This is a genomic window from Micromonospora sp. NPDC051924, assembly GCF_055586005.1.
Genome location: NZ_JBVJJA010000023.1, coordinates 1 through 26,606, shown reverse-complemented (window position 1 = coordinate 26,606; position 26,606 = coordinate 1). Strand labels below are relative to the sequence as shown.

The window sequence follows — 26,606 nt, the reverse complement described above, 5'->3', positions numbered from 1 at the left end:
CTGGCTCGGCTCAACTCGCGCCGTCCAGGAGATCCAGCTCGTCGGGGCTGAGGACCAGATCGGCGGCCGCTGCCGAGCTGCGGATGGTCTCGGGCCGGCTGGCGCCCGGGATGACGATCACCGTGGGCGCCTTGGCGAGATGCCAGGCCAGGCAGACCTGCTGCGGGCTCACCCGGTGGGCCCGGGCGACCTCGTGAAAGGCTGGATGTGCCGGGTCGCTCCGGACGCTCGGGCCGTCGAGCGAGCTGTGGGAGATACCACCGAGCGGACTCCACGGCAGGAAGGCGAGGCCCAGCTCGGCGCAGAGCCGCAGCTCGGCCTCGCTGTCCCGACACGCTGGGGAGAACTGGTTCTGCACCGAGACCAGCCGGTCGCCGAGGATTCGCCGCGCCTCGAGAATCTGGTCCGAGTTCACATTCGAGATGCCAGCCATCCGGATCATGCCGGAGTCGAGCAGCTCCCGCAGGGCCCCGACCGACTCGGCGTACGGCACGGCCGGGTCCGGCTTGTGCAACTGGTACAGCGCGACGGCCTCGTCCCCGAGCCGCTTCAGCGACTCCTGGCACGCCCGCCTCAGGTGTCGCGGGTGCCCGTTCACCGTCCACGATCCGTCACCGGGGCGGCCCCGGCCACCCTTGGTGGCGACGAGGACCCGGCTCGTGTCTCCACCCCAGCTGGCCAGCGCCCGGGCCACGAGCCGCTCGTTGTGGCCGACCTCGTCGGCGTACCAGTGGTAGGAGTCCGCCGTGTCGATCAGCGTGACTCCGGCGTCGAGCGCGGCGTAGACGGTGGCGACGGCCCGGCGTTCGTCGGGGCGGCCCTCGATGGAGAGCGGCATGGCGCCCAGGCCGACCGCGCCGACCGCGACATCGCCGATCAGCCGGTCATGCATCCCGGGTCCCATTCTCGTTCACGGCCGCTTCCGCGATGACTCGCGGCAGCCAGTCGGTGGTGTGGGAAAACCTGAACCCCAGCCGTTCGGCGCGCGAGTTGTCCATACCGTAATAGCGCTCGAAGGCGTACGGGGATGCCTCGGCACCGGGTTCGACAGCGGCGAAGACGGGGTGGCCCAACCCCGCCGCAGCGATGGCCTGGCAGATGTCGGTGACACTCAGTTCGCCGTGCGAGCGGGCGTTCACCGGGCCCGCGAAGTCCGCCTGCGCGGCCCAGCACAGCACGTCGGCGATCTCGTCCCGGCTGATGAACGACGAGCGGTGGTTGGTGCGGTGCACCGCGATGGGCCGGCCCGACCGGACGCACCGGAGGTAGTGGTCGAGGCGGCCGGTGAAATCGTCCGCCCCGCCGCCGAGCACGTGCCCGCTGCGTACGCTCGCGAACGTGAACTCGGATTCTCGGCTGAACTGGGCCTCGGCCTGGCGCTTGCCCTCTCCGTAGTTGGCCTCGAGGAAGTCCGGTTCATGCCACGGCAGGTCCGGCCGGATCGGCCAGCTGTCCAGGTCGATGGCGCTCTCGCTGGCCGGCGTGCCCGGCGACGCGGGCGGGACCGCGGCGGAGCCGACCGGGTCGTAGACCTCGATGGTCGAGGTCATGACGTACCGGCGGGTCCGGCCGGCGAAGGCCCGCCGCGCGATGGCCGCCTGCCGGGGGGTGTAGCAGACCTGGTCGACGACAACGTCGAACGTGCGGGTACCCAACGCCGCGCGCAGGGAGTCCTCGTCGTCCCGGTCGGCGCGCAGGTGGGTCACCCGCGGCGGGGCCGGCGTGGAGCCCCGGTTGAGCACGGTGACCCGGACCTCGGAGGCCAACAGCCTCGCTGTCAGCAGCCGCCCGAAGTAGCGGCTGCCGCCGATGACGCATGCCTCGATCATGAGCCCCAGCATGCAGGCGTACGGTCGTTAGCAGAAGTGGTGATCTACTAACTGCGCATGTAGGGAAACTGATGATCGATACCCAGCGGCTCCGCGTCCTCCGTGAGGTGGCCCGGTCCGGGAGCTTCAACCAGGCCGCGGGAGCGCTTCGGTGCACCCCGTCGGCGGTGTCGCAGCAGATCGCCGCGCTGGAGCGGACCCTCGGCACGCCGGTGGTCGAGCGCAGTACCCGCGGGGTCGTGCTCACCGAGCCGGGCCGGCTGCTGGTCGAAGCCGCGGACGTCATCGCCGCCGAACTACGGCACGCCGAGGAGCAGATCGACCGACTGGCGGCGGGGCGCGCGACACTGACGATCGCTACGTTCTCCAGCGGTGGCCGCCACCTGCTCCCGCCCGCGCTCACCCGGTTCGCGGCCGAGCACCCCGAGGTTGAGTTGACCATCCTCGAACGTGAGCCGGAGGACAGCCTGCCCATGGTCCGCGAAGGGCGGGCTGATCTCGCGGTCGCTTACCACTTCGACGGGCCGCGGCTCGTGGGGCAGGGCGATCGGTCCGGGATGATCTGGAGCCCGCTGGTGGAGGATCCGCTGTGGCTCGTCGTCTCCGTGCACCACCAGTTCGCAGGCGCACGGAGTCTGCGATTGACGGATCTCGCCGCCGAGCGGTGGGTGCTGGGCTGCCTCAAGACCGCGGACCTGCTGCAGCGGTACGCCGCGCTCGCTGACTTCCAGCCCCGGATCTGCTGCAGCGCCACCGACTACTTCTTCGCCATGGCGCTCGTGGGCGCCGGCATGGGTGTCTCGCTCATCCCACAGATCGCCCTCGACCGGCCCCCTGCGGGGGTGGCCGTGGTGCCCCTGGAACCGCCCCGGCCGGCCCGGCACATCGGTGTGGTCACTCGGCGGCGGAGCGGCCGGTCGCAGGGGTACGTCGACGCGCTGGTCGAGGCCCTGCGCGCCGGTGCGGATCCCGGGCTGCCGTCGGTCGTGGTCGGGGGCGACCCGATCGCCTAGCACGCGGCTCAGCCGGCGGCGCCCACCGACCGGTACACCTCCAGCGTCCGCTGTGCGATGGTGTCCCAGGAGAAGTGCTCGACGGCCCGGCGGCGGCCGGCGAGACCGAACTCCTCGGTCCGCTTCGGGTCGGCCAGCAGCTCGTTGATCGTCGCCGCCAGGTCGGCCACGAAGCGCTCCGGGTCCAGCGGCTTCCCGCTGCCGTCGGTCGCCTGCTCGATCGGCACCAGCAGGCCGGTCTCGCCGTCGGCGACCACCTCCGGGATGCCGCCGGTGGCGGTGGCCACCACCGCCGTCTCGCAGGCCATCGCCTCCAGGTTGACGATGCCCATCGGCTCGTAGACGGACGGGCAGACGAAGATCGTGGCGTGGGTGAGCACCTGGATCACCTCATGCTTGGGCAGCATCGCGGCGATCCAGACCACCCCGGAGCGGCTGGCCCGCAGCTCGGCGACCAGCTCCTCCACCTCGGCGGCGATGTCCGGGGTGTCCGGGGCGCCGGCCAGCAGCACCAGCTGGGTGTCGGCGGGCAGCTCCCGGGCGGCGCGCAGCAGGTACGGCAGGCCCTTCTGCCGGGTGACCCGCCCGACGTAGACCACGCTCGGGCGGCCCGGGTCGATGCCGAGCCGGTCCACCACATCGGTGCCCGGGTCCGGGGCGTACTGCGCGGTGTCGATGCCGTTGTAGACCACCCGCACCCGGTCCGGGTCCACGTCCGGGTACGCGGTCAGCACGTCCCGCCTCATCCCCGCGCTGACCGCGATGATCGCGTCGGCGGCCTCGTACGCGGTCCGCTCGCACCAGGACGAGAGCGCGTACCCGCCGCCGAGCTGCTCGGCCTTCCACGGGCGCAGCGGCTCCAGGCTGTGCGCGGTGACCACGTGCGGCACCCCGTACAGCAGCTTCGCGGTGTGCCCGGCCAGGTTGGCGTACCAGGTGTGGCTGTGCACCACGTCGGTGCCGGCGCAGCCGGCCGCCATCTCCAGGTCGACGCCCATGGTCCGCAGCGCCGGGTTGGTTGCGGCCAGTTCGAGCGGCTCGGCGTACGCGGTGACCCCCGGCTCGTCGCGCGCCGCGCCGAAGCAGTGCACCCGCACGTCGGCGAGGCGGCGCAGCTCCCGCGCCAGGTACTCGACGTGCACCCCGGCGCCGCCGTAGACCTCCGGCGGGTACTCGCGGGTGAGCAGGTCGACACGCAGCCGGGCGGAATCGCTCATGCCCGGCACCCTAGTGCAGAAACGCGCCCCGCACCGGGTGCGGAACTGTGCCCGTACGAGTGGTGAAGTCGGGGCAGGATGGATAGCGTCTGGGCATGGCTGCCAAGGTGCTCGCGATCGTCCTGGCCGGCGGGGAGGGCAAGCGCCTGATGCCCCTCACCACCGACCGGGCGAAGCCGGCCGTCCCCTTCGGCGGGATGTACCGCATGGTCGACTTCGTCCTGTCCAACCTGGCGAACGCCGGCTATCTCAAGATGGTCGTGCTGACTCAGTACAAGTCCCACTCGCTGGACCGCCACGTCACCACGACGTGGCGGATGTCGACCATGCTCGGCAACTACGTCACTCCGGTGCCGGCGCAGCAGCGCCGCGGCCCGTGGTGGTTCGCCGGCTCGGCCGACGCGATCTACCAGAGCTTCAATCTGATCAACGACGAGCAACCGGACTACGTGATCGTCTTCGGCGCGGACCACATCTACCGGATGGACCCCCGGCAGATGGTGGAGGACCACATCGCCTCCGGCGCCGGGGTGACCGTGGCCGGCATCCGCCAGCCGCTGTCGATGGCCGACCAGTTCGGTGTGATCGAGGTCGGCGAGGACGGCCGGCGGATCCGCGCGTTCCGCGAGAAGCCCACCGACGCGGTCGGCCTCCCCGACGCGCCCGACCAGATCTACGCCTCGATGGGCAACTACGTCTTCACCACCAAGGCGCTCTGCGAGGCCGTCGAGCGCGACGCGGAGGACAAGACCAGCAAGCACGACATGGGCGGCAGCATCATCCCGATGCTGGTCGAGCGGGGCGAGGCCAACGTCTATGACTTCAAGGACAACGAGGTCCCCGGCAGCACCGACCGGGACCGCGGCTACTGGCGGGACGTGGGAACCCTCGACTCCTTCTACGACGCCCACATGGATCTGATCAACGTCCACCCGGTGTTCAACCTCTACAACTTCGACTGGCCGATCTACAGCAACCAGCCGCCGTACCCGCCGGCCAAGTTCGTGCACGCCTGGGGGGAGCGGGTCGGCCGCGCGGTGGCCTCGATGGTCTCGCCCGGCTCGGTCATCTCCGGCTCGCTGGTGGAGAACTCGATCGTGTCGCCGCGGGTGAAGGTCCACTCCTGGGCGCACGTGGACAGCGCGGTGCTCATGGAGGGTGTCGAGATCGGCCGGCACGCGGTCGTCCGCCGGGCCATCCTGGACAAGAACGTCTACGTGCCCGAGGGTGCCGAGATCGGCGTCGACCTGGAGAAGGACCGTCAGCGCTACACCGTCTCCGACAACGGCATCGTCGTGATCGGCAAGGGTCAGCGCGTCGAGCTCTGACCACCCGTACACCGAGGAGGATCCCGCAGTGGCCCACCCCCGCGCCGGCCAGCCCGCCGAGCCCGCCGACCTGGTCGACGTGCCCCGGCTGGTGACCGCCTACTACGCCGAGCACCCGGACCCGGCCGACCCGGCGCAGCAGGTCTCCTTCGGCACGTCCGGGCACCGCGGGTCCAGCCTGAGGAACGCCTTCAACGAGGACCACATCCTCGCCGTCACCCAGGCGCTCTGCGACTACCGGCGGGAGCAGGGCCTGGACGGGCCGCTCTTCCTCGCCCGGGACACCCACGCCCTCTCCGCCCCCGCCGAGGCCAGCGCGCTGGAGGTGCTCGCCGCCAACGACGTCACCGTGCTGCGGGACAGCCGGGACGGCTACACCCCCACCCCGGCGCTGTCGCACGCGATCCTCACCCACAACCGGGGCCGCACCGGCGGGCTCGCCGACGGCATCGTGATCACCCCGTCGCACAACCCCCCGGACGACGGCGGGTTCAAATACAACCCCACCAACGGCGGGCCGGCCGACACCGACGTCACGAAGTGGATCCAGGACCGCGCGAACGCCATCCTCGCCGCCGGGCTCAAGGAGGTGCGGCGCATCCCGTACGCGCGGGCCCGCGTCGCCGACACCACCGGGGAGTACGACTTCCTCGCCCGGTACGTCGACGACCTGCCCGCCGTGCTGGACGTCGACGCGATCCGCGCCGCCGGGGTGCGGATCGGCGCCGACCCGATGGGCGGGGCGAGCGTGGCCTACTGGGGGGAGATCGCCGAGCGGCACCGCCTCGACCTGACGGTGATCAACCCGACGGTCGACCCGACCTGGCGGTTCATGACCCTCGACGGCGACGGCAAGATCCGGATGGACTGTTCCTCGCCGAACGCGATGGCCTCGCTGATCGCCGCCCGCGACCGGTTCCAGGTCTCCACCGGCAACGACGCCGACGCCGACCGGCACGGCATCGTCACCCCCGACGGCGGCCTGATGAACCCCAACCACTACCTGGCCGTGGCGATCGGCCATCTGTTCCGTACCCGGGAACAGTGGGGCCCGTTGGCGGCGGTCGGCAAGACCCTGGTCTCCTCCTCCATGATCGACCGGGTCGCCGCGGACCTCGGCCAGCCGCTGCTGGAGGTGCCGGTCGGCTTCAAGTGGTTCGTCCCGGGCCTGCTCGACGGCGCGGTCGGCTTCGGTGGCGAGGAGAGCGCCGGTGCCTCCTTCCTGCGCCGGGACGGGAGCACCTGGACCACCGACAAGGACGGCATCCTGCTCTGCCTGCTCGCCTCGGAGATCATCGCCACCACCGGCCGGACCCCCAGCGAGCACTGGGCCGAGCTGGCCGACCGCTTCGGCGCGCCCGCGTACGCCCGGATCGACGCCCCGGCCAGCCGGGAGCAGAAGGCGGTCCTGGGCAAGTTGTCGCCCGAGCAGGTGACCGCGACCGAGCTGGCCGGCGAGCCGATCACCGCCATTCTCACCACCGCGCCCGGCAACGGCGCCTCGATCGGCGGTCTGAAGGTCAGCACCGAGTCGGGCTGGTTCGCCGCCCGGCCGTCCGGGACCGAGGACGTCTACAAGATCTACGCCGAGTCGTTCCAGGGGCCGGAGCACCTCGCCCGGATCCAGGAGGAGGCGAAGGCGCTGGTCTCGGACGTGCTCGCCACCGCGTGACGGTCAGCGGGGCGGGGGCAGCTCCCGCCGGTTGAGCTGCTCCCGCAGCCCGTCCGGCAGCAGTTCCCGGAGCTGGTCGGGCAGCAGCGGCAGGTCGAGCAGGCTGAGCTTGAGCTGGTTGCGCTCCTGGTAGCGGCGCGGGTCGAGGCGGACCACCAGGCCGGCGTTCCGGACGTACCGGACGTGCACCGCGCCCTCGGTCGCCGCGTCCCGGATCACCAGCCCGTCCACCTCCACCGCCACCGGCGCCGAGTCGGGACGCAGCTCCAGGTGGACGGTCTCGTCGGGGGAGAGCACCACCGAGCGGGAGATGCCGGCCATCGGGGCCGACGGGGTGACCACCACCGCCTGTGTCGCCGGGGAGATCAACGGGCCGCCGGCCGCGTAGCTGTACGCCGTGGAGCCGGTCGGCGTGCTCACCACGAGCGCGTCACACCGGTAGTAGCCGTACCGCTGGCCGTCGACGGCCAGCGTGGCGGTGACGAAGCCGGCGCCGGGCTGGCGGACCAGGGCGATGTCGTTGAACGCCACCACGTCGTCGCCGCAGACGTCACAGGCGAGGCAGGCGTGCTGCTCGACGGTGAAGTCGTGGGCGACCAGCCGTTCCAGCGCCCGCGGCAGCTCCGGCGGCTCCACCTCGACGAGGAAGCCGAGCCGGCCCAGGTGCACCCCGAGCACCGGCTTCGGGTCCCGGATCGCGGAGCGCAGCGCGCCCAGCATGGTCCCATCCCCGCCGATGCTGATCAACGCGTCGGCGTGGACGGGAAGCTGCTCGGCCGGGACCGGCTCCACCGACGGCGGCACCCGGTGCCGGTCCTCAGCGCGGACGGCCAGGCTCTTGCCGTGCGAGGCCGCCCACCGGTCGATGATCCCCACCACCTCGGAGACGTCCCGGGTAGGGTGCAACACCAGCCCGAACACATACCCCGCCACCGGTACAGCTCACCACACCGGCGGGCTGCCTGTAGCGCGTACGGCGAGGCGCGCCGGGTCGGTTCCCGGGTCGGGGCGGGACGCCGACCACCGGAGCGGGGCCGGACGGGATACCGATGCTGCCGGTCTGAGCCGGTCCCGTCCGTGTGCCACTGCCCCCGGTCCTGTCCAGGGGTAGAGTGCTGCCGGCCGTGCCGGCTCGCGGACGGCCTGTCCCACCGCTCAGGAGCAGCGCATGTTGCACCTCCGGGTGATCGCACCCCCGGACCAGTCGCGCGCCGTCGCCGACCTGCTGGCCGCCGACCCCGGCGTCACCCACCTCGTGGTCCTGCCCGGGGCCGCCCGCCAGCCGGCCGGTGACTACATCACCTGCGACGTGGTCCGGGAGAGCGCCGACGGGGTGCTGCGCCAGCTCCAGGACCTGGGCGTGGAGGCGCGCGGGGCGATCGCCGCCGACGACGTGGAGCTGACCCTCTCGGCGGCCGCCGACCGGGCCGCCGAGGACGCCCCCGGACACGGCGAGGACGCCGTGGTCTGGGACGAGATCGCGGCGAAGACCGGCGAGCAGACGGTGCTCACCGGCACCTTCCTGGCGCTGATCATCGTGGCCACGATGATCGCCGGTATCGGGGTGCTGCTGGACCAGCCGATCCTGATCGTCGGTGCGATGGTGGTCGGCCCGGAGTTCGGGCCGCTCGCCGCGCTCTGCGTCGCCCTGCTGCGCCGGCAGCCGGCGGTCATCGGCCGCTCGCTCAAGGCCCTGACGGTCGGCTTCCTCGTCGCCATGGGCGTCACCGTCCTGAGCACCTGGGCGTTGACGGCCGCCGGCCTGGTCAGCCGGGACATGCTGCTCGCCGATCGGCCGTTGACCGACTTCATCTGGCGTCCGGACGCGCTCTCCTGGGTGGTGGGCATCCTGGCCGGGATCGCCGGCATGCTCTCGCTGACCTCGAAGAAGTCCGGTTCTCTGGTCGGCGTGCTGATCTCGGTGACCACCGTCCCGGCGGCGGCGAACGTGGCGGTGGCCGCCGCGTACGGGGTCTGGCCCGAGGCGGCCGGCTCGGCCCTGCAGCTGGTGGTCAACCTGGCCGCGATCGTGCTGGCCGGCCTGCTCACCCTGTTCGCGCAGCGGTGCTGGTGGCGCCGGGTCGAGCGGCGCAACGGCGGGAGCGTGCCCCGGCAGCGGTTCGACCGCGAGCCGGCCGGGGTCAACGCCAGTCGTCGCCCGCCTCGAGCCGCAGGCTGATCAGGGTCGCCAGCGGCAGCGACTCGCCGTCGCGCCCGCCCCGGCCGACGACCAGCGGCGGCGCCGACGGCTCCGGCCGGGCACCGAGCAGCCGCGACCGGAGACTCGCCGGCACGGCCAGCAGGTAGAACCGGCCGTCGGTGTCCACCGCCCGGCTCCGCGCCCGGTCGAGGTACCAGCCGACGAGCGGGGTGCGGTAGCGGCCACGACCGTCGTAGGAGGCCGCGGTGAGCCGCTCGGTGCGCAGCCCGCAGCGGTTCGCCTCGGCGGCGAACCGGGCCACCAGCTGCGCCGCCTCGGCCTGCTCGGCCGCCCGCTGCCGCGCATCGGCCTCGGCGTGCGCCCGCACCGCGCGGCGCTGCCGCTCCCGCCACTCCAGCCCGTCGTCCACCACGCCCGACACGGTACGCGGACCCGCGCCGTTGGCCGCTCCGGCGGCCAACCGCGTCACCCCGCGCCGTCCGGGCCGTGCCGGTGGCCTCTGCCGGCGGACCGCCGCGCCAACCGCGCCGTCCCGGCCGTGCCGGGAACGGGCGGGCCGGCTCCGTCCGCGACCGGCGGGCGCGGCGGCGGGCCGGGTCCTCGTCGGGCCCGGCCGGCGCCGCGGACCGGTCGCCCTCAGGCCAGGCCGGCGCGGCGCAGCGCGTCCGCCATCGCGCTGTTGGCCGGGGCCGGAGCCCCGCGTCCCTGCCGCTGCTGCGGCCCGCCGCGCGAGCCACGGTCCGCGCCCTGGCCGCCGCCGCGCTGGCCGTCACCGCGCTGACCACCGCCCTGGCCGTCACCGCGCCGGCCGGCGTCGCCCCGATCCCGCTGGCCGCTGCCGCGCTGATCGCCCCGCGCGGCGCCGCCGCGCTCCCGGCGCCCGTCGCCGCCCTGCGGACGACCGCCCCCGGCCGGGGCCTCGTCGTCCAGCCGCAGGGTCAGCGAGATGCGCTTGCGCGGCACGTCGACGTCGAGCACCCGGACCCGGACCACGTCGCCGGACTTCACCACGTCGCGGGGGTCCTTGACGAAGGTGTGCGACATGGCGGAGACGTGGACCAGGCCGTCCTGGTGCACGCCGACGTCGACGAACGCGCCGAACGCCGCCACGTTGGTGACCACCCCCTCCAGCACCATCCCCGGAGTCAGGTCGCTGATCTTCTCCACCCCCTCCACGAAGGTGGCCGTCCGGAACTCGGGGCGCGGGTCGCGGCCGGGCTTCTCCAGCTCGGCCAGGATGTCGGTGACGGTGGGCAGGCCGAACGTGTCGTCGACGAAGTCGGTGGCCCGCAGGCCGCGCAGGATCGCCGACCGCCCGATCAGGGCGCGCAGGTCCTGCCCGGTGTGGGCCAGGATGCGGCGCACCACCGGGTACGCCTCGGGGTGCACGCTGGAGGAGTCCAGCGGGTCGTCCCCGCCCGGGATGCGCAGGAAGCCGGCGCACTGCTCGAACGCCTTCGGCCCGAGCCGGGCCACCTTCCTCAGCTCGGCGCGGGTGCGGAACGGCCCGTTGGCGTCCCGGTGCAGCACGATGTTCTCCGCCAGCCCGGCGCCGATGCCGGAGACCCGGGTGAGCAGCGGGGCGGAGGCGGTGTTGACGTCCACGCCGACCCCGTTGACGCAGTCCTCGACGACCGCGTCGAGCGACCGGGACAGCTTCACCTCGGACAGGTCGTGCTGGTACTGCCCGACGCCGATCGAGCGCGGGTCGATCTTCACCAGCTCGGCGAGGGGGTCCTGGAGGCGGCGGGCGATGGAGACCGCGCCGCGCAGCGACACGTCCAGCCCGGGCAGCTCCTGCGACGCGTACGCGGAGGCGGAGTAGACCGACGCGCCGGCCTCGGAGACCACCACCTTGGTCAGCTTCAGCTCCGGGTGCCGCTTGATCAGGTCGCCGGCGAGCTTGTCGGTCTCCCGGCTGGCGGTGCCGTTGCCGATGGCCACCAGCTCCACGCCGTGCGCCCCGGCCAGCGAGGCCAGGGTGGCGAGCGAGGCGTCCCACTGCCGGCGCGGCTCGTGCGGGTAGATGGTGTCGGTGGCGACCACCTTGCCGGTGGCGTCGACCACCGCCACCTTCACGCCGGTGCGCAGGCCCGGGTCCAGCCCCATGGTGGGCCGGGCGCCGGCGGGCGCGGCGAGCAGCAGGTCGCGCAGGTTGGTGGCGAAGACCCGGACGGCCTCCTCCTCGGCCGCCTGCCAGAGCCGCATCCGCAGGTCGGCGCCGAGGTGGATGAGGATCCGGGTACGCCAGGCCCAGCGCACCGTGTCGGCCAGCCACCGGTCGGCCGGGCGGCCCTGGTCGCTGATCCCGAACCGGCCGGCGATCGCCGCCTCGTAGCGGGTCGGGCCGGTGACCACGGCGTCGGCGTCGCCATCGGCCTCCGGGTCCATGGTCAGGTCGAGCACGCCCTCCTTCTCGCCCCGGAACATGGCGAGGATCCGGTGCGAGGGCAGCTTCGGGTACGGCTCGGCGAAGTCGAAGTAGTCGGCGAACTTGGCACCGGCGCTCTCCTGGCCCTCGCGTACCCGGGAGATCAGCCGGCCCCGCGACCACATCTGCTCGCGCAGCGTGCCGATCAGGTCGGCGTCCTCGCCGAAGCGCTCGATGAGGATGGCCCGGGCGCCGTCCAGCGCGGCGGCGGCGTCGGCCACCCCCTTCTCGGCGTCCACGAAGCCGGCGGCCGTGCCCCGAGGGTCCTGGGACGGGTCGGCGAGCAGCGTGTCGGCCAGCGGCTCCAGGCCGGCCTCGCGGGCGATCTGCGCCCGGGTCCGCCGCTTCGGCTTGTACGGGAGGTAGATGTCCTCCAGCCGGGACTTCGAGTCGGCGGCCATGATCTGCGCTTCCAGGGCCTCGTCGAGCTTGCCCTGGCTGCGGATGGACTCCAGCACCGCGGCGCGCCGCTCGTCCAGCTCGCGCAGATAGCGCAGCCGCTCCTCGAGGGTGCGCAGCTGCGCGTCGTCGAGCAGGCCGGTGGCCTCCTTGCGGTAACGGGCGATGAACGGCACGGTGGCGCCGCCGTCGAGCAGCTCCACGGCCGCCCGCACCTGGCGTTCGGCGACGCCGAGCTCCTCGGCGATCCGCTGATGAACAGACTGGGTCACGATCTTGATCCGCCTTCTCGGGTGGGTTCCGTCCTGCATTCTGCCGCCCGCGCCCGACGGCGCACGCCGCACCCGCCGGGCCGGACCCGTCGCTGCCGGCCGGTCGGCTGCGCTAGCGTGGCGATCATGGACGTACCTGCGGATCCGCGGGCCCGCCGACTCTTCGGCGGCAGCGCCCGGGCGCTGGGCGACCTGGCCGCCAGCCCGTTCCGGGCCGACCGGGACCGGATCGTCGGGTCGCCGTTCTTCGCCCGGCTGAACGGGGTGACCCAGGTGATCAGCCCGGGCGGCTCGGGTCTGCTGGTGCACAACCGGCTCACCCACAGCCTCAAGGTCGCCCAGGTGGCGCGGGCGATCGCCGAGCGGCTGACCGCCGACCCGGCGCACCGGGACCTGCTGGAGAAGCTGGGCGGCTGCGACCCGGACGTGGTGGAGGCCGCCGCGCTCGCCCATGATCTCGGCCACCCGCCCTTCGGGCACCTGGGGGAGCGGGTGCTGGACCGGCTGGCCCGGCAGCGGCTCGGGCTGCCCGACGGGTTCGAGGGCAACGCGCAGTCGTACCGGATCGTCACCAGCACCGAGATCCGCGGTGCGGCCACCACCGGCCTGGACCTGACGGCGGCGGTCCGGGCGGCGATGCTGAAGTATCCGTGGACGCGGCTGGACCATCCGGATCCGCACCCGCGGCACCTGGACCCGGCGCCGCGCGGCGCGGCCGCCCCACCAGACGACCCGGAGAGCGGCTCGGTGAAGTTCGGCGCGTACCGCACCGAGGTCGACGACCTGCGCCAGGCCCGGGAGCCGTTCGTCGGGCGCATCCCGGACTGGCAGCAGACCCCGGAGGCGTCCGTCATGGACACCGCCGACGACATCGCGTACGCCATTCACGACGTGGAGGACTTCTACCGGGTCGGGGTGCTCCAGCAGGGCGCGGTGGCGGCCGAGCTGATGGCCTGGCAACGGGAGTGCGGGCACTTCCGGTCGATCACCTCCTCGGCGCTGACCTCGGCCGGCCGGCGGCCCGGGGCCGCGATCGAGCGGCTGCGCCGCCAGCTGCACCGCAAGGACGCCTGGATCGCCGACGACGAGGCGTTCGCCGCCGCCGTCGAGCACGTCCGGGAGGAGCTGGTGGAGGGGCTGCTGGCGCTGCCCTTCGACGGCTCCATCGAGGCGGAGCAGTACGTGGCCCGGTTCTCCGCCCGCTGGTCCACCCGCTTCGTCGACGCCATCACGGTCACCCCCGACCCGGACGTCCGCTCCGGCTACGTGCTGCTGGCCCGGCCGCAGTGGCACGAGGTGCAGGTGCTCAAGTTCGTCCACCACCGCTTCGTGCTGGCCCGCCCCGACCTGGCCCTGCACCAGCGCGGCCAGGCCCGGCTGCTGGGCACCCTGGTGGAGGCGCTCTGGGAGTGGCTGCTGGACCCGGAGGAGGAGTCGCGGCTGCCCCGCCGGCTGCACGACCTGGTCGAGCTGGCCGAGGCCGAGCTGCACCCGCGTACGCCGGACCGGATCGGCCGGGCCCGGGGGCGGGCGATCGTCGACTTCGTCGCGCAGCTCACCGACGGCCAGGCGGTGGCGATGCTGGACGCCCTCTCCGGCCGCTCGGGTGCCCTCTGGACCGACGCGTTCGTGCTCTGAGACCTGGGCGGTTCAGGCGACCGCCTGCCACCAGCCGTCCACCGGCGGCGGGTCGTCCACCACCACCCGCTCGCCGGGCCGCGGCACCGCCAGCCGGACGTCGCGGGCCTTCGCCTCGGCCCAGAGCCGGTCCACCGGCTCGGACCAGTCGTGCAGGGCGAGGTTGAAGGTGGCCCAGTGCACCGGAAGGAACAGCCCGCCGCGCAGGTCGAGATGGGCGGCGACGGCCTCCTCGGGGAACATGTGGATGCTCGGCCAGGCCCGGTCGTACGCCCCGATCTGCATCAGCGTGACGTCGAACGGGCCGTGCTCCGCACCGATGGCGGCGTAGCCGTCGAAGTAGCCGGAGTCGCCGGTGTAGAAGACCTTCCGGTGCGCTCCGGCGACCACCCAGGAGCTCCACAGCGTGCCGTCGCGGCGCAGCCCGCGCCCGGAGAAGTGCTGGGCGGCGGTGGCGGTGATGGTCAGCCCGCCGAGCCGGTGCTGCTCCGACCAGTCCAGCTCGACGATCCGCTCCGCCGGCACGCCCCACCGGTCGAGGTGGGCGCCGACGCCGAGCGGGACCAGGAACGGCGCGGATTGGTGGGCGAGCAGGCCCCGGACCGTGTCCAGGTCCAGGTGGTCGTAGTGGTCGTGCGAGATCAGGATGGCGTCGACCCGGGGCAGCTCGTCGAGGCGTACCGGCGGCTGGTGGATGCGGCGCGGGCCGATGAGGTTGGACGGGGAGCAGCGGTCGCTCCACACCGGGTCGAGCAGCACCCGGTGCCCCTCGATCTCGATCAGCGCCGACGCGTGGCCGTACCAGACCACGGCCAGCTCGCGCTCGGTGTCGGCCGGGGCCGCCTCGGCCGGGCGCAGCAGCGGGACGGACGCGGTGGGCCGCCGCTTCTGCTTGCCGAAGACCAGCTCCTTGAGCAGGTTGCGACCCGGGTCGGCGACCATCGTGCGGGTGCTCTCCGCGTTGTGGAAGGTGCCGTCCCGGTACTGCGGGGAGCGGGCGGCGCGTTCCGCCCGGGCGCCGGTGAGCCGGCCGCCGAGCTGGGCGGGGACGTCCCGGGCCGCCCACGCCAGGCCGGCCACCGCGGCCAGCCCCGTCATCCGCCACATCCGCCTGCCGAGTGCCCGGTCCAGTGCCCGGTCCGCCGGTGCCTGCATGATCCGTCCCTCCGCCGTCTCCCGCAGTACACCGTATCCACCCGGACGCCGGGTTCGCGCGTGGCCTCAGCGCAGCCGGCGCAGCACCGCTGCGCCGGCCGTCGCCGTCGCCCCGCCCAGCGCCCGGACCGCCCGGGACAGGTCGGGCAGCCAGCCGCCCCGGACCGCCTCGCCGGCCGGGTTCGGGGGTCCCCTCGTCGGTGCCGTCCATGGGACTGCTACCCGCGAGGGGGGACCTGAACCGGCCCGCGGCGGGCGTCACCTGGTTCTGCGCGCCTTTCGAGCGGATATCGCAAACGACTCACGCCGCGCTTCCCGCGCCGCCGCACCCGGCCGGGATGCCGTCCAGCGGGTGACGTCACAAACGACTCCGCTCGAAGGGTAGTCGAGGACCGTGTGGCCGCCCGGCGGAGGCATCCGCGTACCCCGGAAAAGGGCGACCGCCGCGCCCCGGTGCGGGGCACGGCGGTCGGGTGGGTCGGACGGCGGTGGGCCGAAGCGGGGCTCAGGAGCCGGGGGTGCCGGCGCGCCTGGACGTCGCCTTGAGGAAGTCCCGGTTGAGCCGGCCGATGGTGTTGAGCGGGATGCCCTTCGGGCAGGCCGCCGCGCACTCGCCGATGTTGGTGCAGCCGCCGAAGCCGGCCTCGTCGTGCGCGTCCACCATGCCGATCACCCGGGTGTACCGCTCGGGCTGGCCCTGCGGCAGCAGTGAGAGCTGGGTGATCTTGGCGGCGGTGAACAGCATGCCGGAGCCGTTCGGGCAGGCGGCCACGCAGGCGCCGCAGCCGATGCAGGCGGCCGACTCGAAGGCGGCGTCCGCGTCGGCCTTGGCCACCGGGGTGGAGTGCGCCTCGGGGGCGCTGCCGGTCGGCGCGGTGACATAACCGCCGGCGGCGATGATCTTGTCGAAGGCGTTCCGGTTGACCACCAGGTCCTTGACGACCGGGAAGGCCCGGGCCCGCCACGGCTCGATGTCGATCGTGTCCCCGTCGGAGAACTGCCGCATGTGCAGCTGGCAGGCGGTGGTGCCGCGCTGCGGCCCGTGCGCCTCACCGTTGATCATGAGGCTGCACATGCCGCAGATGCCCTCGCGGCAGTCGTGGTCGAACGCGACCGGCTCCCCGCCATCGAGGATCAGCCGCTCGTTGAGCACGTCGAGCATCTCCAGGAACGACATGTCCGGGGACACGTCCTGCACCTGGTAGGTCACCATCTGACCCTTGTCCCCAGGGCCCTTCTGGCGCCAGATGCGCAGGGTCAGATTCACTTGTAGCTCCGCTGCGTCGGGTGGACGTATTCGAACTTCAGGTCTTCCTTGTGCAGCACGGGCTGACCGGTGCCGGTGTACTCCCAGGCCGCCGCGTAGGCGAACCGGTCGTCGTCGCGCTGCGCCTCGCCGTCCGGGGTCTGGTGCTCGGCCCGGAAGTGGCCGCCGCAGGACTCCTCGCGGTGCAGGGCGTCGATGCACATGAGCTCGGCCAGCTCGAAGAAGTCGGCCACCCGGCCGGCCTTCTCCAGCGACTGGTTGAGCCCCTCGCCGTCGCCCGGGACGCGGACCCGCTGCCAGAACTCGTCGCGCAGGGTACGGATCTCGTCGATCGCCTTGCGCAGCCCGGCCTCGCTGCGCTCCATGCCGCAGTGCTCCCACATGATCTGGCCCAGCTCCCGGTGGAACGAGTCCACGGTCCGGTCGCCGTTGATCGCCAGCAGCTTCTGCAGCCGCGCCTCGACCTCGGTACGCGCCGCCACCGCCTCCGGGTGGCTGGCGTCGACCTTCTCCAGCGAGCCGGAGGCCAGGTAGTTGGCCAGGGTGTTCGGCAGCACGAAGTAGCCGTCGGCCAGGCCCTGCATCAGCGCCGAGGCGCCGAGCCGGTTCGCGCCGTGGTCGGAGAAGTTGGCCTCACCGATCACGAACAGGCCGGGGATGCTCGACTGCAGGTCGTAGTCGACCCAGAGGCCACCCATCGTGTAGTGCACGGCGGGGTAGATCCGCATCGGGACCTCGTACGGGTCCTCGCCGGTGATCCGCTCGTACATCTCGAAGAGGTTGCCGTACTTCGCCTCGATGGCCGTGCGGCCGAGCCGCTTGATCGCGTCGGCGAAGTCCAGGTAGACGCCGAGCCCGCCGGGGCCGACGCCGCGACCCTCGTCGCAGACGTTCTTCGCGGCCCGGGAGGCGATGTCCCGAGGGACCAGGTTGCCGAAGGAGGGGTAGATCCGCTCCAGGTAGTAGTCCCGCTCGCCCTCGGGGATGTCCCGCGGGGCGCGGTCGTCGCCCTTGGCCTTCGGCACCCACACCCGGCCGTCGTTGCGCAGCGACTCGCTCATCAGGGTCAGCTTCGACTGGTGGTCGCCGGAGACCGGGATGCAGGTCGGGTGGATCTGCGTGTAGCAGGGGTTGGCGAAGTACGCGCCCTTGCGGTGCGCCCGCCAGGAGGCGGTGACGTTGCAGCCCTTGGCGTTCGTGGAGAGGTAGAAGACGTTGCCGTAGCCGCCGGAGGCGAGCACGACCGCGTCGGCCATCTCGGTGCTGATCTCACCGGTGACCAGGTCGCGCACCACGATGCCGCGGGCCCGGCCGTCGACGATCACCAGCTCCAGCATCTCGTGGCGGGCGTTCATCTCCACGTTGCCCAGGCCGATCTGCCGCTCCAGCGCCTGGTACGCGCCGAGCAGCAGCTGCTGGCCCGTCTGGCCCCGGGCGTAGAAGGTGCGCTGTACCTGCGCGCCGCCGAAGGAGCGGGTGTCCAGCAGGCCGCCGTACTCGCGGGCGAACGGCACGCCCTGGGCGACGCACTGGTCGATGATGTTGACCGAGACCTCGGCCAGCCGGTGCACGTTCGACTCCCGGGAGCGGAAGTCGCCGCCCTTGACGGTGTCGTAGAAGAGCCGGTGCACCGAGTCGCCGTCGTTGCGGTAGTTCTTGGCGGCGTTGATGCCACCCTGCGCGGCGATCGAGTGGGCCCGGCGCGGGCTGTCCTGGTAGCAGTAGGACTTCACCTGGTAGCCCTGCTCGGCCAGGGTCGCCGCGGCCGAGCCGCCGGCCAGGCCGGTGCCCACCACGATCACCGTCAGCTTCCGGCGGTTGGCCGGGTTGACCAGCTTCATCTCGAACCGGTGGCGTTCCCACCGGGTCTCGATCGGGCCGCCCGGGGCCCGGGTGTCGGCGATCGGGTCGCCCTCGGTGTAGAGATCCATGTCAGGCCACCAATCCGGTGAGTACGGCGAACGGGACCACCAGGTAGCCGGCGGTCAGCACGACGGCGAACGCCAGCGCGGCGGTCTTGGCCCGGCGCTCACCCTTCGGCGTCTGCTGGCCGAGGCTGCGGAAGGCGCTGAACGCGCCGTGGCGCAGGTGGAAGCCGATGGTGACGACGGCCAGGACGTAGAAGAGGGTGACGTACCAGCGCTCCGGAGCGAAGTCGGCGACCACGTTGCCGTACGGGTTGGCCGGGTCGCCCTGCGGGTTCAGGTGACCGGTGGTCAGGTCCAGGATGTGGTAGATCACGAAGAGCAGGATGATCACCCCACCCCAGCGCATGGTGCGGGCCGCGTAGTTCACGTGGATCTTCCTGCGGTGCGCGTACGGCACCGGCCGCGCGGCCCGGGCCCGCATCGCCAGCACGGTGGCCGACGTGATGTGGGCGAGCACCGCGACGGTGAGCACGGTGCGCTGGATCCACAGGTACCAGGTCGACGGCAGCAGCGGCGTTCCGATCTCACGGAGCCAGTGCGCGTAGTGGTCGAACGAGGTCTCGCCCGTGAAGATCTTCAGGTTCCCGAGCATGTGCAGGATCAGGAACAGCACAAGGAGGATGCCCGTCACCGCCATGACGGCCTTGAGGCCGACGTTCGAGCGGATGGGCGACCGAGTTTTCGTGAGTACCACGTGCCCGACGCTATGAGCAGTTTGATCAGTCGTCCAATGCATCGACCTCGCAGTCTTGATAGCCATAAGCTATCTAGATGCAGCTCCACCAGCTCCGGTACTTCGTCGCGGTCGCAGAAGTACGACATTTCACCCAAGCGGCCGACCTTGTCGGCATCACCCAGCCCTCGTTGAGTAAGCAAATTCACGCCCTGGAGACCGACCTCGGGGCCCCGCTCTTCGAACGGGTAAGGGGCAACATCGCCCTCACCGCCGCGGGCGAGGTGCTGCTGCCGCTGGCCAAGCGGATCCTCGCCGACGTCGACACCGCCACCCGCGAGGTGCAGGAGCTGGTGGGGTTGCGCCGGGGCCGGGTCCGGCTGGGCGCCACCCCCAGCCTGGCCACGTCGCTGGCGCCCCCGGTGCTGCGCCGGTTCCGTGACGCCCACCCCACCGTCGACCTGCGGGTGGAGGAGGGCGGCTCGCAGGACCTGGTCCGCGACCTGCTCCGCGGCGACCTCGACCTGGCGCTGATCATCATGCCGTCCGCCGGCATCGACCCCGGCCTGCGCGCCGACCCGATCCTGCGGGAGAGCCTGGTGGTCGCCTCGGTGGAGCCGCTGCCCGCCGACCCGGTCACCGGCGAACTGCGCATCACCGACCTGCGCGACCAGCCGCTGGTCATGTTCCGCGAGGGCTACGACCTGCGCGACGCCACCCTCCAGGCGTGCCGCGAGGCGGGCTTCGAGCCCACCCTGTCGGTGGACGGCGGGGAGATGGACGCCGTGCTCAGCTTCGTCGAGGCGGGGCTCGGCGCCGCCCTGGTCCCCGGCATCGTGGTGGCCCGGCGGGCCGGCATCCGGGTCACCCGGCTCGCCCCGCCCGGCGTACGCCGGACCATCGCGGTGGCCCGCCGCCGGGACGTGGTGCCCACCCACGCCGGGCGCGAGCTGCGCCGGATCCTGCTCGAGTACGTCCACGACGCGACCGCGGCCGACCAGCTCCCGGCGGGCGTGGAGCCGCTCTGATCGTCAGCGCCCCTCGGCCTCGTCCATCGCCCGGTAGATGCGCTGCTCCGACACCGGGTACGGGGTGCCCAGCGCCTGCGCGAACACGTTCACCCGCAGCTCCTCGATCATCCAGCGGACCTGCCGGACCGCCGCCGACTGCCGCTTCGCCGGCGGGAGCGCGGCCAGCATGTCCTGGTACTCGCGCTGCACCACGGCGATCCGGTCCTGTTGCTGCTTGTCCCGCTGCGGGTTGCCGGTCAGCCGGTCCAGCCGGCGCTCGATCGCGGTGAGGTAGCGCAGCAGGTCGGGCAGGCGTGCGTAGCCGGCCTCGGTGAGGAAGCCGGCGTGCACCAGGCCGGTGAGCTGGTTGCGGATGTCGGCCAGGGCGGCCACCACGGCCAGGTTCCGCGTCGCGCCGAGCCGCTGCTCCACCGCGTACGCGGCGGCAAGCACCTGGCGGACCCGGTTCATCACCTCGACCACGGTGTCGACCAGGTCGGCGCGGACCTTGTCGCGCAGCGCGGCGAAGCCCTCGGCGTCCCAGGCCGGGCCGCCCGCGTCCGCCATCAGCTTGTCGATCGCGGCCCCGGCCGCGTCCTCGATCAGCGCCTGCACCCCGCCGTGCGGGTTGCGAGACAGCGCCAGCTTGGCCTCGTTGGAGAGGCGCCCCTGGAGGAACTTCGCCGGGGAGGGCACGGTGAGCCGGAGCAGCCGGCGGGTGCCGGCCCAGTGCGCGGCCTCCTGCTCGCCGGGGGAGTCGAACACCTTCACCCCGACGGTGGCGCCCTCGTCGACCAGCGCCGGGTACGCGGTCACCGCGTACCCGGCGCGGACCTGCTCGATGGTGCGAGGAAGATCGTCGATGCTCCACTCACGGAGGCCCGTCCGGGCGACGTCCGGCGCGGCGGCCGCGACGACCTGGCGTACCTCCTGGCGGAGTTGGCGTTGCAGGGCCGGCAGGTCCTTGCCCTCGGCGACCGGTTTGTCGTCCTCGCCGAGCACCCGGAAGGTCACCCGCAGGTGCGGCGGCAGCTTCGTCAGGTCCCAGGCCTCCGGCGGCACGGTCACGCCGGTCATCCGGCGCAGCTGCCGGGTGAGCGCGTCCAGCAGCGGCTCCTCGCCGGGGGTGATCGCGGCCAGGGCGGCCCGCGCGAAGTCGGGCACCGGGACGAAGTTGCGCCGGATCGCCTTGGGCAGCGACCGGATCAGCGCGACGACCAGCTCCTCCCGCAGGCCGGGCACCTGCCAGTCGAAGCTCTCCCCGGGCACCTGGTTGAGCAGCGGCAGCGGGATGTCCACGGTGACGCCGTCGGTCGGGGTGCCCGGGTCGAAGGTGTACGTCAGCGGGAGGGTCACCGCGTCGGCCCGCCACTCGTCCGGGTAGTCGGCCTCGTCCACCGCGCCGCGACCGGAGTTGATCAGCAGGTCACGGTGGTAGGTGAGCAGGTCCGGGCGCTCCCGGCGGGTCTTCCTCCACCAGGTGTCGAAGTGCCGGCCGGAGACCACGTCGGCGGGGATCCGCTGGTCGTAGAACTGGAAGATGGTCTCGTCGTCGACCAGGATGTCCCGCCGCCGGGCCCGGTTCTCCAGCTCCTCCACCTCGGCGAGCAGCCGCTGGTTGTCCTGCCAGAACTGGTGGTGGGTCTGCCAGTCGCCCTCCACCAGGGCGTGCCGGATGAACAGCTCACGGCTCAGGCTCGGGTCGATCCGACCGAAATTGACCTTGCGAGAGGTGACGAGCGGGATGCCGTACAGGGTGACCTTCTCGTAGGCCATCACCGCGGCCTGCTTCTTCTCCCAGTGCGGCTCGCTGTAGCTGCGCTTGACCAGGTGCTGCGCGAGGGGCTCCACCCATTCGGGCTCGACCCGGCCGGCCACCCGGCCCCAGAGCCGGGAGGTCTCCACCAGCTCGGCGGCCATCACCCAGCGCGGCGGCTTCCGGAACAGCGCCGAGCCGGGGAAGATCCCGAACTTCGCGCCGCGCGCCCCCAGGTACTCGTTCTTCTGGGCGTCCTTGAGCCCGATGTGCGAGAGCAGGCCGGGCAGCAGGGACTGGTGCACCTTCGGGGTGTCGATCTCCTCCGGCAGGTCCGCGCCGGCCCCGCGCCGGCCGTCCCCCTTGTCCGAGGTACGCAGCACCTGGCGCAACTGGCTGACGATGTCCTGCCACTCGCGGACCCGCAGGTAGTTGAGGTACTCCGCCTTGCACATGCGGCGGAAGGCGCTGGAGGACAGGGCCCGCTGCTGCTCGCGCAGGTACCGCCACAGGTTGAGGTACGCGACGAAGTCCGACTCCTTGTCGGCGAACCGGGCGTGCGCCTGGTCGGCCTGGGCCTGCTTGTCCGCCGGCCGCTCGCGGGGGTCCTGGATGGAGAGCGCGGCGGCGATCACGATCACCTCGGTGGCGCAGCCGTTGCGCTCGCCCTCCAGGACCATCCGGGCCAGCCGGGGGTCGACGGGGAGCTGCGCCAGCCGCCGGCCCAGCGCGGTGAGCCGCTTCGCCGGGTCGGCCTCCGCCGGGTCCAGCGCGCCCAGCTCGTGCAGCAGGTTGACGCCGTCGGTGATGTTGCGCCGGTCCGGCGGGTCGATGAACGGGAACGCGCCGATGTCGCCGAGCCCGATCGAGGTCATCTGGAGGATGACCGAGGCCAGGTTGGTGCGCAGGATCTCCGGGTCGGTGAACTCCGGCCGGGACGCGAAGTCCTGCTCGTCGTAGAGCCGGATGCAGATGCCGTCGGAGGTACGCCCGCAGCGGCCCTTGCGCTGGTTGGCGCTCGCCTGGGACACCGGCTCGATCGGCAGCCGCTGCACCTTGAGCCGGCTGGAGTAGCGGGAGATCCGGGCCGTGCCCGGGTCCACCACGTACTTGATGCCGGGCACGGTCAGCGAGGTCTCCGCGACGTTGGTGGCGAGCACCACCCGGCGCCCGGTGTGCGGGGCGAAGACCCGGTGCTGCTCGGCGGTGGAGAGCCGGGCGTACAGCGGGAGGATCTCGGTGCCCAGCAGTGCGCGTTTCTTCTGCACCAGCTTGCCGAGCGCGTCTGCGGTGTCCCGGATCTCCCGCTCGCCGCTGAGGAAGACCAGGACGTCGCCGGGCCCCTCGGCGGCCAGCTCCTCGACCGCGTCCCCGATGGCCTGGATCTGGTCCCGGACGTTCTCCTCGTCGGCCTCGTCCTCCTCCTCGGCCTCGGTGACCTCGACCAGCGGCCGGTAGCGCACCTCCACCGGGTAGGTCCGGCCGGACACCTCCACGATCGGCGCCGGGTTGCCCTCGGCGTCGGCGAAGTGCTTGGCGAACCGGTCGGTCTCGATGGTCGCCGAGGTGATGACCACCTTGAGGTCGGGGCGGCGGGGGAGCAGCTGCTTGAGGTAGCCGAGGATGAAGTCGATGTTGAGACTGCGCTCGTGCGCCTCGTCGATGATCAGCGTGTCGTACTGGCGCAGCATCCGGTCGGTCTGCAACTCGGCCAGCAGGATGCCGTCGGTCATCAGCTTGACCAGGCTGTGCTCGCTGACCTGGTCGGTGAAGCGGACCTTGTAGCCGACCACGTCGCCCAGCTCGGTGCCGAGTTCCTCGGCGATCCGGTCGGCGACCGTCCGGGCGGCCAGCCGGCGCGGCTGAGTGTGCCCGATCAGGCCGTTGATGCCGCGCCCCAGCTCCAGGCAGATCTTGGGCAGCTGGGTGGTCTTGCCGGACCCGGTCTCGCCGGCCACGATCACCACCTGGTGGTCGCGGATCGCGGCGGCGATGTCGTCCCTGCGCTCGCTGACCGGCAGCTGCGCCGGGTAGGTGATGGTCGGCACGGCGGCCCGCCGGGCGGCCAGCCGCGCCTCGGCCCGGGCCACCTCGGCCGCGATGTCGGCGAGCGCCGCGTCGCGCCGCTGGGGGTCCCGCAGCTTCCGGACCCCGTCGAGGCGTCGCTGCAGCCGGCGCTGGTCGCGGAACATCAGGGGGGAGAGGCGGCGGTGCAGGTCGCGGGCGGTCTCGGGTACGGCGGGTGCGGCTGGATTCTGCATGTCGTCGCCAAGGATAGGCAGGCGCGCGCCGTACCGCTCCCGGGTTACCGGCGACCGGCCGGGCGTGCCCGGTCGTGCTCCCGGCCGGTTGCCTCGACCATCGGCCCGGCGGTCCCCGCCCGCGCGTCGGCCGGGGTGCGCAGCGACCGGATCCGGCGGGTGAACATCGGCACCGCCGACAGGGCCAGGCCGGCTGCGCCGACCGCCACGCCGATCCGGTTGCCCGCGGTCTGCCCGAGCACCCCACCGAGGGCGCTGCCGAGCGGCAGCACGCCGAAGGTGAGCAGGCGGTACCCGCCGTTGCTCCGGGCCAGGCCGCCGCGCGGCATGACGATCTGCCGCAGCGTCACCGACAGGACGTTCGCGGTGCCGAGCCCGACCCCGCTGGCGAACTGCACCAGTGCGAGGGTGGCGGCCAGCCCGGTGCCGGGCAGGACGGCGATCAGCAGCGGCGTCCCGGTGGAGAGCGTCAGCGCGGCGGCGAACGCCCGGCCGTAGCCGAGCCGGGTGGCCACCCGGGGCGCGGCGAGGGCGCCGAGGAAGGCACCGGCACCGGCGGCGCTCAGTGCCAGGCCGAACAGCCCGGGGCCGAGGCCGCGGTCGGTGACGGCGTACACGACCAGGTTGACGGTCAGGATCTGGCTCGCGCCGTTGTAGATCGTGGCGTGCGCGGTGAGCGCCCGCAGCCAGGGGTTGACCGTGACGGCCCGGAGCCCGGCGAGGATTCCGGTGGCGTCGTCCCGGGGCGGGACGGGCTCGGGCCGGCGTGCCCCGGCCACCCCGACGGCACTGGCGAGGTAGCTCACCGCGTCCACGGCCACGGCCAGCGGCGGCCCGACGAGCTGGGTCAGCCCGCCGGCCAGCCCGGGCCCGGTCACCTGGGCGGCGGTGCTGGAACCCTGGATGGCCCGGTTCGCCGCGGTGAGGTCGGCCTCGTCGACGAGCGACGGCACGTACGCGAAGCTGCCGATGTCGAACAGCACGCTCGCCGCGCCGACGGCCAGGGCGACCGCGACCAGCAGCGGTACGGAGAGAACGCCGGCGAGGTGGGCGACGGGGACGACGGTCAGCGCGGCGGCGCGTACCAGGTCCGCCACCACCATGACCGGCCGCCGCCGGCGGCGTTCCAGCCAGTGCCCCGCCAGCAGTGGCAGCAGCAGGTTCGGCAGGTACGCGGCGGTGGCGACGGCGGCCACGCCGGCCGTCCCGGCCGCCAGGGTCAATGACGCCACCAGGGGCAGCGCGACCGCGGTCACCTGCGTGCCGACCACCGACACGGTGTGGCCGGCCCAGAACCGGCGGAAGTCACGGTTGCGGGCGAACAGGCTGGACCTCGTTACCACCATTGCGGCTCCTTCCAGTAACGGTTACCGGATGATGGTGCCATAGCGGTAAGCTGCTGTGGTGACCCAGCCCGGCGACCGTGCTCCCGCCCCAGCGGCGCTGGCGCTCGTGCAGGACCTGGCGAACACGGTCGACATCGAGATGGCCCGCGACAATCTGCGCACCGTCGACGACCTGGCGGCCTTCTGCGCGGCACATGGCCTGCCAGGGCTGACCCTCGGCCCGGCCGACGTCGACGCGGCGCGCCGGCTCCGGGAGGCGATCCGCGCCGTCTGCCAGGCGCACACCGGCACCGACGTGCCGGCCGAGGTGCTCGCCGCGCTGGACGCGCAGTTCCGCCAGGCGCCGCTGACCGTCCGCATCGATCCCGCCGGGCAGGCGCGTCCGGTGCCCCTGCCGGGACTGCCGGGGGTGTCCGCGGTGGTCGCCGAGGTCGGCCGGAGCATCCTGACCGCGGTCGCGGACGGCACCTGGCCCCGGTTGAAGGCGTGCACCGCGCACGAGTGCCGCTGGGTCTACTACGACCGCAGCCCGGCCGGGCGCAGCCGCTGGTGCACCATGAGCATCTGCGGCAGCCGGGCCAAGATGCGGGCGTACCGGCAGCGGGCCCGGCCTGCCTGAGCGGGGTCGCGGCCCGGACGGGCTAGAGTTTCGCCGACCGGGGTCGACGAGGGGACGGGCTGATCATGCGGGACATCGACCGGGCGCTCGTGCAGGCCGCCACCGCCGTCGCCAAGCTGCGGTGCCGCAGCGACAACCACACCGTCGCCGCCGCCGTGCGGACCACCGACGGCCGGGTCTTCAGCGGCGTGAACGTCTACCACTTCACCGGCGGACCCTGTGCCGAGGTGGTGGCGATCGGCGCGGCCGCCACGGCGGGCGCGGGCGAGGTGGAGGCCATCGTCGCGGTCGGCGACCGGGGTCGGGGCGTCATCCCGCCCTGCGGCCGCTGCCGCCAGGTGCTCCTCGACTACTTCCCGTCGATCAAGGTGATCGTCGGCCCGCCGGACGGACTGCGCGCGGTCCCCGTGGCCGACCTGCTGCCGGAGACGTACGTCTGGTCGGATCACCAGGTGGAGGTGCCGGCGGCGCCGCGTACCGGGGTGTGGCCGATGCCGGTCGTGCCGGGTAGCCGGCAGAGCGCGGAGGGCTAGTCCCAACGCCGTTCAGTTAGGCCGGTGGCTGGCCTGTCAAGGTTCGTTGGTGACGACGTCGATGTTGGTGGTGGCCTTGTAGGTGCGGCGGTCGATGT

20 protein-coding genes are annotated in these 26,606 nt (G+C 72.9%); 8 read left to right on the top strand and 12 right to left on the bottom strand.

Annotation, left to right across the window (positions count from 1 at the left end; all coding sequences use genetic code 11):
- Nucleotides 1-10 precede the first annotated feature (10 nt).
- Together ACZ6S5_RS19265 and ACZ6S5_RS19260 are read right to left on the bottom strand one after the other, a co-directional pair.
- Complete coding sequence (locus ACZ6S5_RS19265; RefSeq protein WP_466002176.1) at nt 11-892, bottom strand: aldo/keto reductase; 882 nt, start codon at nt 890-892, stop codon at nt 11-13.
- Nucleotides 885-1,829, bottom strand: a complete 945-nt coding sequence (locus tag ACZ6S5_RS19260) for an NAD-dependent epimerase/dehydratase family protein (RefSeq protein ID WP_466002174.1) — start codon at nt 1,827-1,829, stop codon at nt 885-887. Before ACZ6S5_RS19260 ends, ACZ6S5_RS19265 begins: the two co-directional genes overlap by 8 nt.
- 71 nt (nt 1,830-1,900) lie before the next feature.
- Here ACZ6S5_RS19260 and ACZ6S5_RS19255 point away from each other — a divergent pair, with 71 nt between their 5' ends.
- Complete coding sequence (locus ACZ6S5_RS19255; protein WP_466002172.1) at nt 1,901-2,842, top strand: LysR family transcriptional regulator; 942 nt, start codon at nt 1,901-1,903, stop codon at nt 2,840-2,842.
- A gap of 8 nt (nt 2,843-2,850) precedes the next feature.
- Here the strand turns inward: ACZ6S5_RS19255 and glgA are convergent, their stop codons facing one another.
- Complete coding sequence (gene glgA / locus ACZ6S5_RS19250; RefSeq protein WP_466002170.1) at nt 2,851-4,059, bottom strand: glycogen synthase; 1,209 nt, start codon at nt 4,057-4,059, stop codon at nt 2,851-2,853.
- 95 nt (nt 4,060-4,154) lie between these two features.
- Between glgA and glgC the strand changes: the two genes are divergently transcribed.
- Together glgC and pgm are read left to right on the top strand one after the other, a co-directional pair.
- The gene (gene glgC / locus ACZ6S5_RS19245) at nt 4,155-5,387 is read left to right on the top strand and encodes a glucose-1-phosphate adenylyltransferase (RefSeq protein WP_466002168.1); all 1,233 of its coding nucleotides are present in this window, start codon (nt 4,155-4,157) and stop codon (nt 5,385-5,387) included.
- A 28-nt stretch (nt 5,388-5,415) separates the two neighbouring features.
- Entirely contained in the window at nt 5,416-7,059 is a 1,644-nt protein-coding gene (pgm, locus tag ACZ6S5_RS19240; RefSeq protein ID WP_466002166.1) for a phosphoglucomutase (alpha-D-glucose-1,6-bisphosphate-dependent), read from the top strand.
- 3 nt (nt 7,060-7,062) lie between these two features.
- Here the strand turns inward: pgm and ACZ6S5_RS19235 are convergent, their stop codons facing one another.
- Complete coding sequence (locus tag ACZ6S5_RS19235; protein WP_466002164.1) at nt 7,063-7,992, bottom strand: NAD(+)/NADH kinase; 930 nt, start codon at nt 7,990-7,992, stop codon at nt 7,063-7,065.
- 235 nt (nt 7,993-8,227) lie between these two features.
- On the opposite strand from ACZ6S5_RS19235, the gene ACZ6S5_RS19230 reads away from it, so the two are divergent.
- Nucleotides 8,228-9,238: a DUF389 domain-containing protein gene (locus ACZ6S5_RS19230; protein ID WP_466002162.1), complete on the top strand. Its 1,011-nt coding sequence runs from the start codon at nt 8,228-8,230 to the stop codon at nt 9,236-9,238.
- On the opposite strand, the gene ACZ6S5_RS19225 is transcribed toward ACZ6S5_RS19230, so the two are convergent.
- Together ACZ6S5_RS19225 and ACZ6S5_RS19220 are read right to left on the bottom strand one after the other, a co-directional pair.
- Entirely contained in the window at nt 9,201-9,629 is a 429-nt protein-coding gene (locus ACZ6S5_RS19225; RefSeq protein ID WP_466002328.1) for a hypothetical protein, read from the bottom strand. The two genes, ACZ6S5_RS19230 and ACZ6S5_RS19225, sit on opposite strands and share 38 nt — an antisense overlap.
- Before the next feature lie 227 nt (nt 9,630-9,856).
- Nucleotides 9,857-12,361 carry a Tex family protein gene (locus ACZ6S5_RS19220; protein WP_466002160.1) on the bottom strand — a complete coding sequence of 835 codons (2,505 nt, stop codon included), beginning with the start codon at nt 12,359-12,361 and terminating at the stop codon, nt 9,857-9,859.
- Nucleotides 12,362-12,448: 87 nt separating this feature from the next.
- On the opposite strand from ACZ6S5_RS19220, the gene ACZ6S5_RS19215 reads away from it, so the two are divergent.
- Nucleotides 12,449-13,960 carry a deoxyguanosinetriphosphate triphosphohydrolase family protein gene (locus ACZ6S5_RS19215; RefSeq protein ID WP_466002158.1) on the top strand — a complete coding sequence of 504 codons (1,512 nt, stop codon included), beginning with the start codon at nt 12,449-12,451 and terminating at the stop codon, nt 13,958-13,960.
- Nucleotides 13,961-13,972: 12 nt separating this feature from the next.
- Here ACZ6S5_RS19215 and ACZ6S5_RS19210 read toward each other — a convergent pair whose 3' ends face one another.
- From ACZ6S5_RS19210 to ACZ6S5_RS19195, 4 genes are all read right to left on the bottom strand, one after another.
- Complete coding sequence (locus tag ACZ6S5_RS19210) at nt 13,973-15,115, bottom strand: MBL fold metallo-hydrolase (RefSeq protein WP_466002156.1); 1,143 nt, start codon at nt 15,113-15,115, stop codon at nt 13,973-13,975.
- Nucleotides 15,116-15,620: 505 nt separating this feature from the next.
- Nucleotides 15,621-16,382, bottom strand: a complete 762-nt coding sequence (locus ACZ6S5_RS19205; RefSeq protein WP_466002154.1) for a succinate dehydrogenase/fumarate reductase iron-sulfur subunit — start codon at nt 16,380-16,382, stop codon at nt 15,621-15,623.
- The gene (locus ACZ6S5_RS19200; protein WP_466002152.1) at nt 16,379-18,313 is read right to left on the bottom strand and encodes a fumarate reductase/succinate dehydrogenase flavoprotein subunit; all 1,935 of its coding nucleotides are present in this window, start codon (nt 18,311-18,313) and stop codon (nt 16,379-16,381) included. Before ACZ6S5_RS19200 ends, ACZ6S5_RS19205 begins: the two co-directional genes overlap by 4 nt.
- Before the next feature lies 1 nt (nt 18,314).
- Complete coding sequence (locus ACZ6S5_RS19195) at nt 18,315-19,046, bottom strand: succinate dehydrogenase cytochrome b subunit (protein ID WP_466002150.1); 732 nt, start codon at nt 19,044-19,046, stop codon at nt 18,315-18,317.
- 35 nt (nt 19,047-19,081) lie between these two features.
- Between ACZ6S5_RS19195 and ACZ6S5_RS19190 the strand changes: the two genes are divergently transcribed.
- Nucleotides 19,082-20,011: a LysR family transcriptional regulator gene (locus ACZ6S5_RS19190; protein WP_466002148.1), complete on the top strand. Its 930-nt coding sequence runs from the start codon at nt 19,082-19,084 to the stop codon at nt 20,009-20,011.
- Nucleotides 20,012-20,014: 3 nt separating this feature from the next.
- On the opposite strand, the gene hrpA is transcribed toward ACZ6S5_RS19190, so the two are convergent.
- The gene (gene hrpA, locus ACZ6S5_RS19185; protein WP_466002146.1) at nt 20,015-24,010 is read right to left on the bottom strand and encodes an ATP-dependent RNA helicase HrpA; all 3,996 of its coding nucleotides are present in this window, start codon (nt 24,008-24,010) and stop codon (nt 20,015-20,017) included.
- Between the two features lie 44 nt (nt 24,011-24,054).
- The gene (locus tag ACZ6S5_RS19180) at nt 24,055-25,356 is read right to left on the bottom strand and encodes an MFS transporter (protein WP_466002144.1); all 1,302 of its coding nucleotides are present in this window, start codon (nt 25,354-25,356) and stop codon (nt 24,055-24,057) included.
- A 58-nt stretch (nt 25,357-25,414) separates the two neighbouring features.
- Between ACZ6S5_RS19180 and ACZ6S5_RS19175 the strand changes: the two genes are divergently transcribed.
- Nucleotides 25,415-25,975, top strand: coding sequence for a CGNR zinc finger domain-containing protein (locus tag ACZ6S5_RS19175; RefSeq protein WP_466002142.1), 561 nt, complete (start codon nt 25,415-25,417; stop codon nt 25,973-25,975).
- A 65-nt stretch (nt 25,976-26,040) separates the two neighbouring features.
- A complete protein-coding gene (locus ACZ6S5_RS19170) occupies nt 26,041-26,508 on the top strand; it encodes a cytidine deaminase family protein (RefSeq protein WP_466002140.1) in 468 nt (155 codons plus the stop codon).
- Nucleotides 26,509-26,606 lie beyond the last annotated feature (98 nt).

Bases quoted from the DNA above. Each gene is read 5' to 3' on its own strand.
- ACZ6S5_RS19265 (WP_466002176.1), bottom strand. From the start codon at position 892: ATGCATGACCGGCTGATCGGCGATGTCGCGGTCGGCGCGGTCGGCCTG.
- ACZ6S5_RS19260 (WP_466002174.1), bottom strand. From the start codon at position 1,829: ATGATCGAGGCATGCGTCATCGGCGGCAGCCGCTACTTCGGGCGGCTG.
- ACZ6S5_RS19255 (WP_466002172.1), top strand. From the start codon at position 1,901: ATGATCGATACCCAGCGGCTCCGCGTCCTCCGTGAGGTGGCCCGGTCC.
- glgA (WP_466002170.1), bottom strand. From the start codon at position 4,059: ATGAGCGATTCCGCCCGGCTGCGTGTCGACCTGCTCACCCGCGAGTAC.
- glgC (WP_466002168.1), top strand. From the start codon at position 4,155: ATGGCTGCCAAGGTGCTCGCGATCGTCCTGGCCGGCGGGGAGGGCAAG.
- ACZ6S5_RS19230 (WP_466002162.1), top strand. From the start codon at position 8,228: ATGTTGCACCTCCGGGTGATCGCACCCCCGGACCAGTCGCGCGCCGTC.
- ACZ6S5_RS19220 (WP_466002160.1), bottom strand. From the start codon at position 12,361: ATGCAGGACGGAACCCACCCGAGAAGGCGGATCAAGATCGTGACCCAG.
- ACZ6S5_RS19215 (WP_466002158.1), top strand. From the start codon at position 12,449: ATGGACGTACCTGCGGATCCGCGGGCCCGCCGACTCTTCGGCGGCAGC.
- ACZ6S5_RS19210 (WP_466002156.1), bottom strand. From the start codon at position 15,115: ATGCAGGCACCGGCGGACCGGGCACTGGACCGGGCACTCGGCAGGCGG.
- ACZ6S5_RS19200 (WP_466002152.1), bottom strand. From the start codon at position 18,313: ATGGATCTCTACACCGAGGGCGACCCGATCGCCGACACCCGGGCCCCG.
- ACZ6S5_RS19195 (WP_466002150.1), bottom strand. From the start codon at position 19,046: ATGCATTGGACGACTGATCAAACTGCTCATAGCGTCGGGCACGTGGTA.
- ACZ6S5_RS19190 (WP_466002148.1), top strand. From the start codon at position 19,082: ATGCAGCTCCACCAGCTCCGGTACTTCGTCGCGGTCGCAGAAGTACGA.
- hrpA (WP_466002146.1), bottom strand. From the start codon at position 24,010: ATGCAGAATCCAGCCGCACCCGCCGTACCCGAGACCGCCCGCGACCTG.
- ACZ6S5_RS19180 (WP_466002144.1), bottom strand. From the start codon at position 25,356: ATGGTGGTAACGAGGTCCAGCCTGTTCGCCCGCAACCGTGACTTCCGC.
- ACZ6S5_RS19170 (WP_466002140.1), top strand. From the start codon at position 26,041: ATGCGGGACATCGACCGGGCGCTCGTGCAGGCCGCCACCGCCGTCGCC.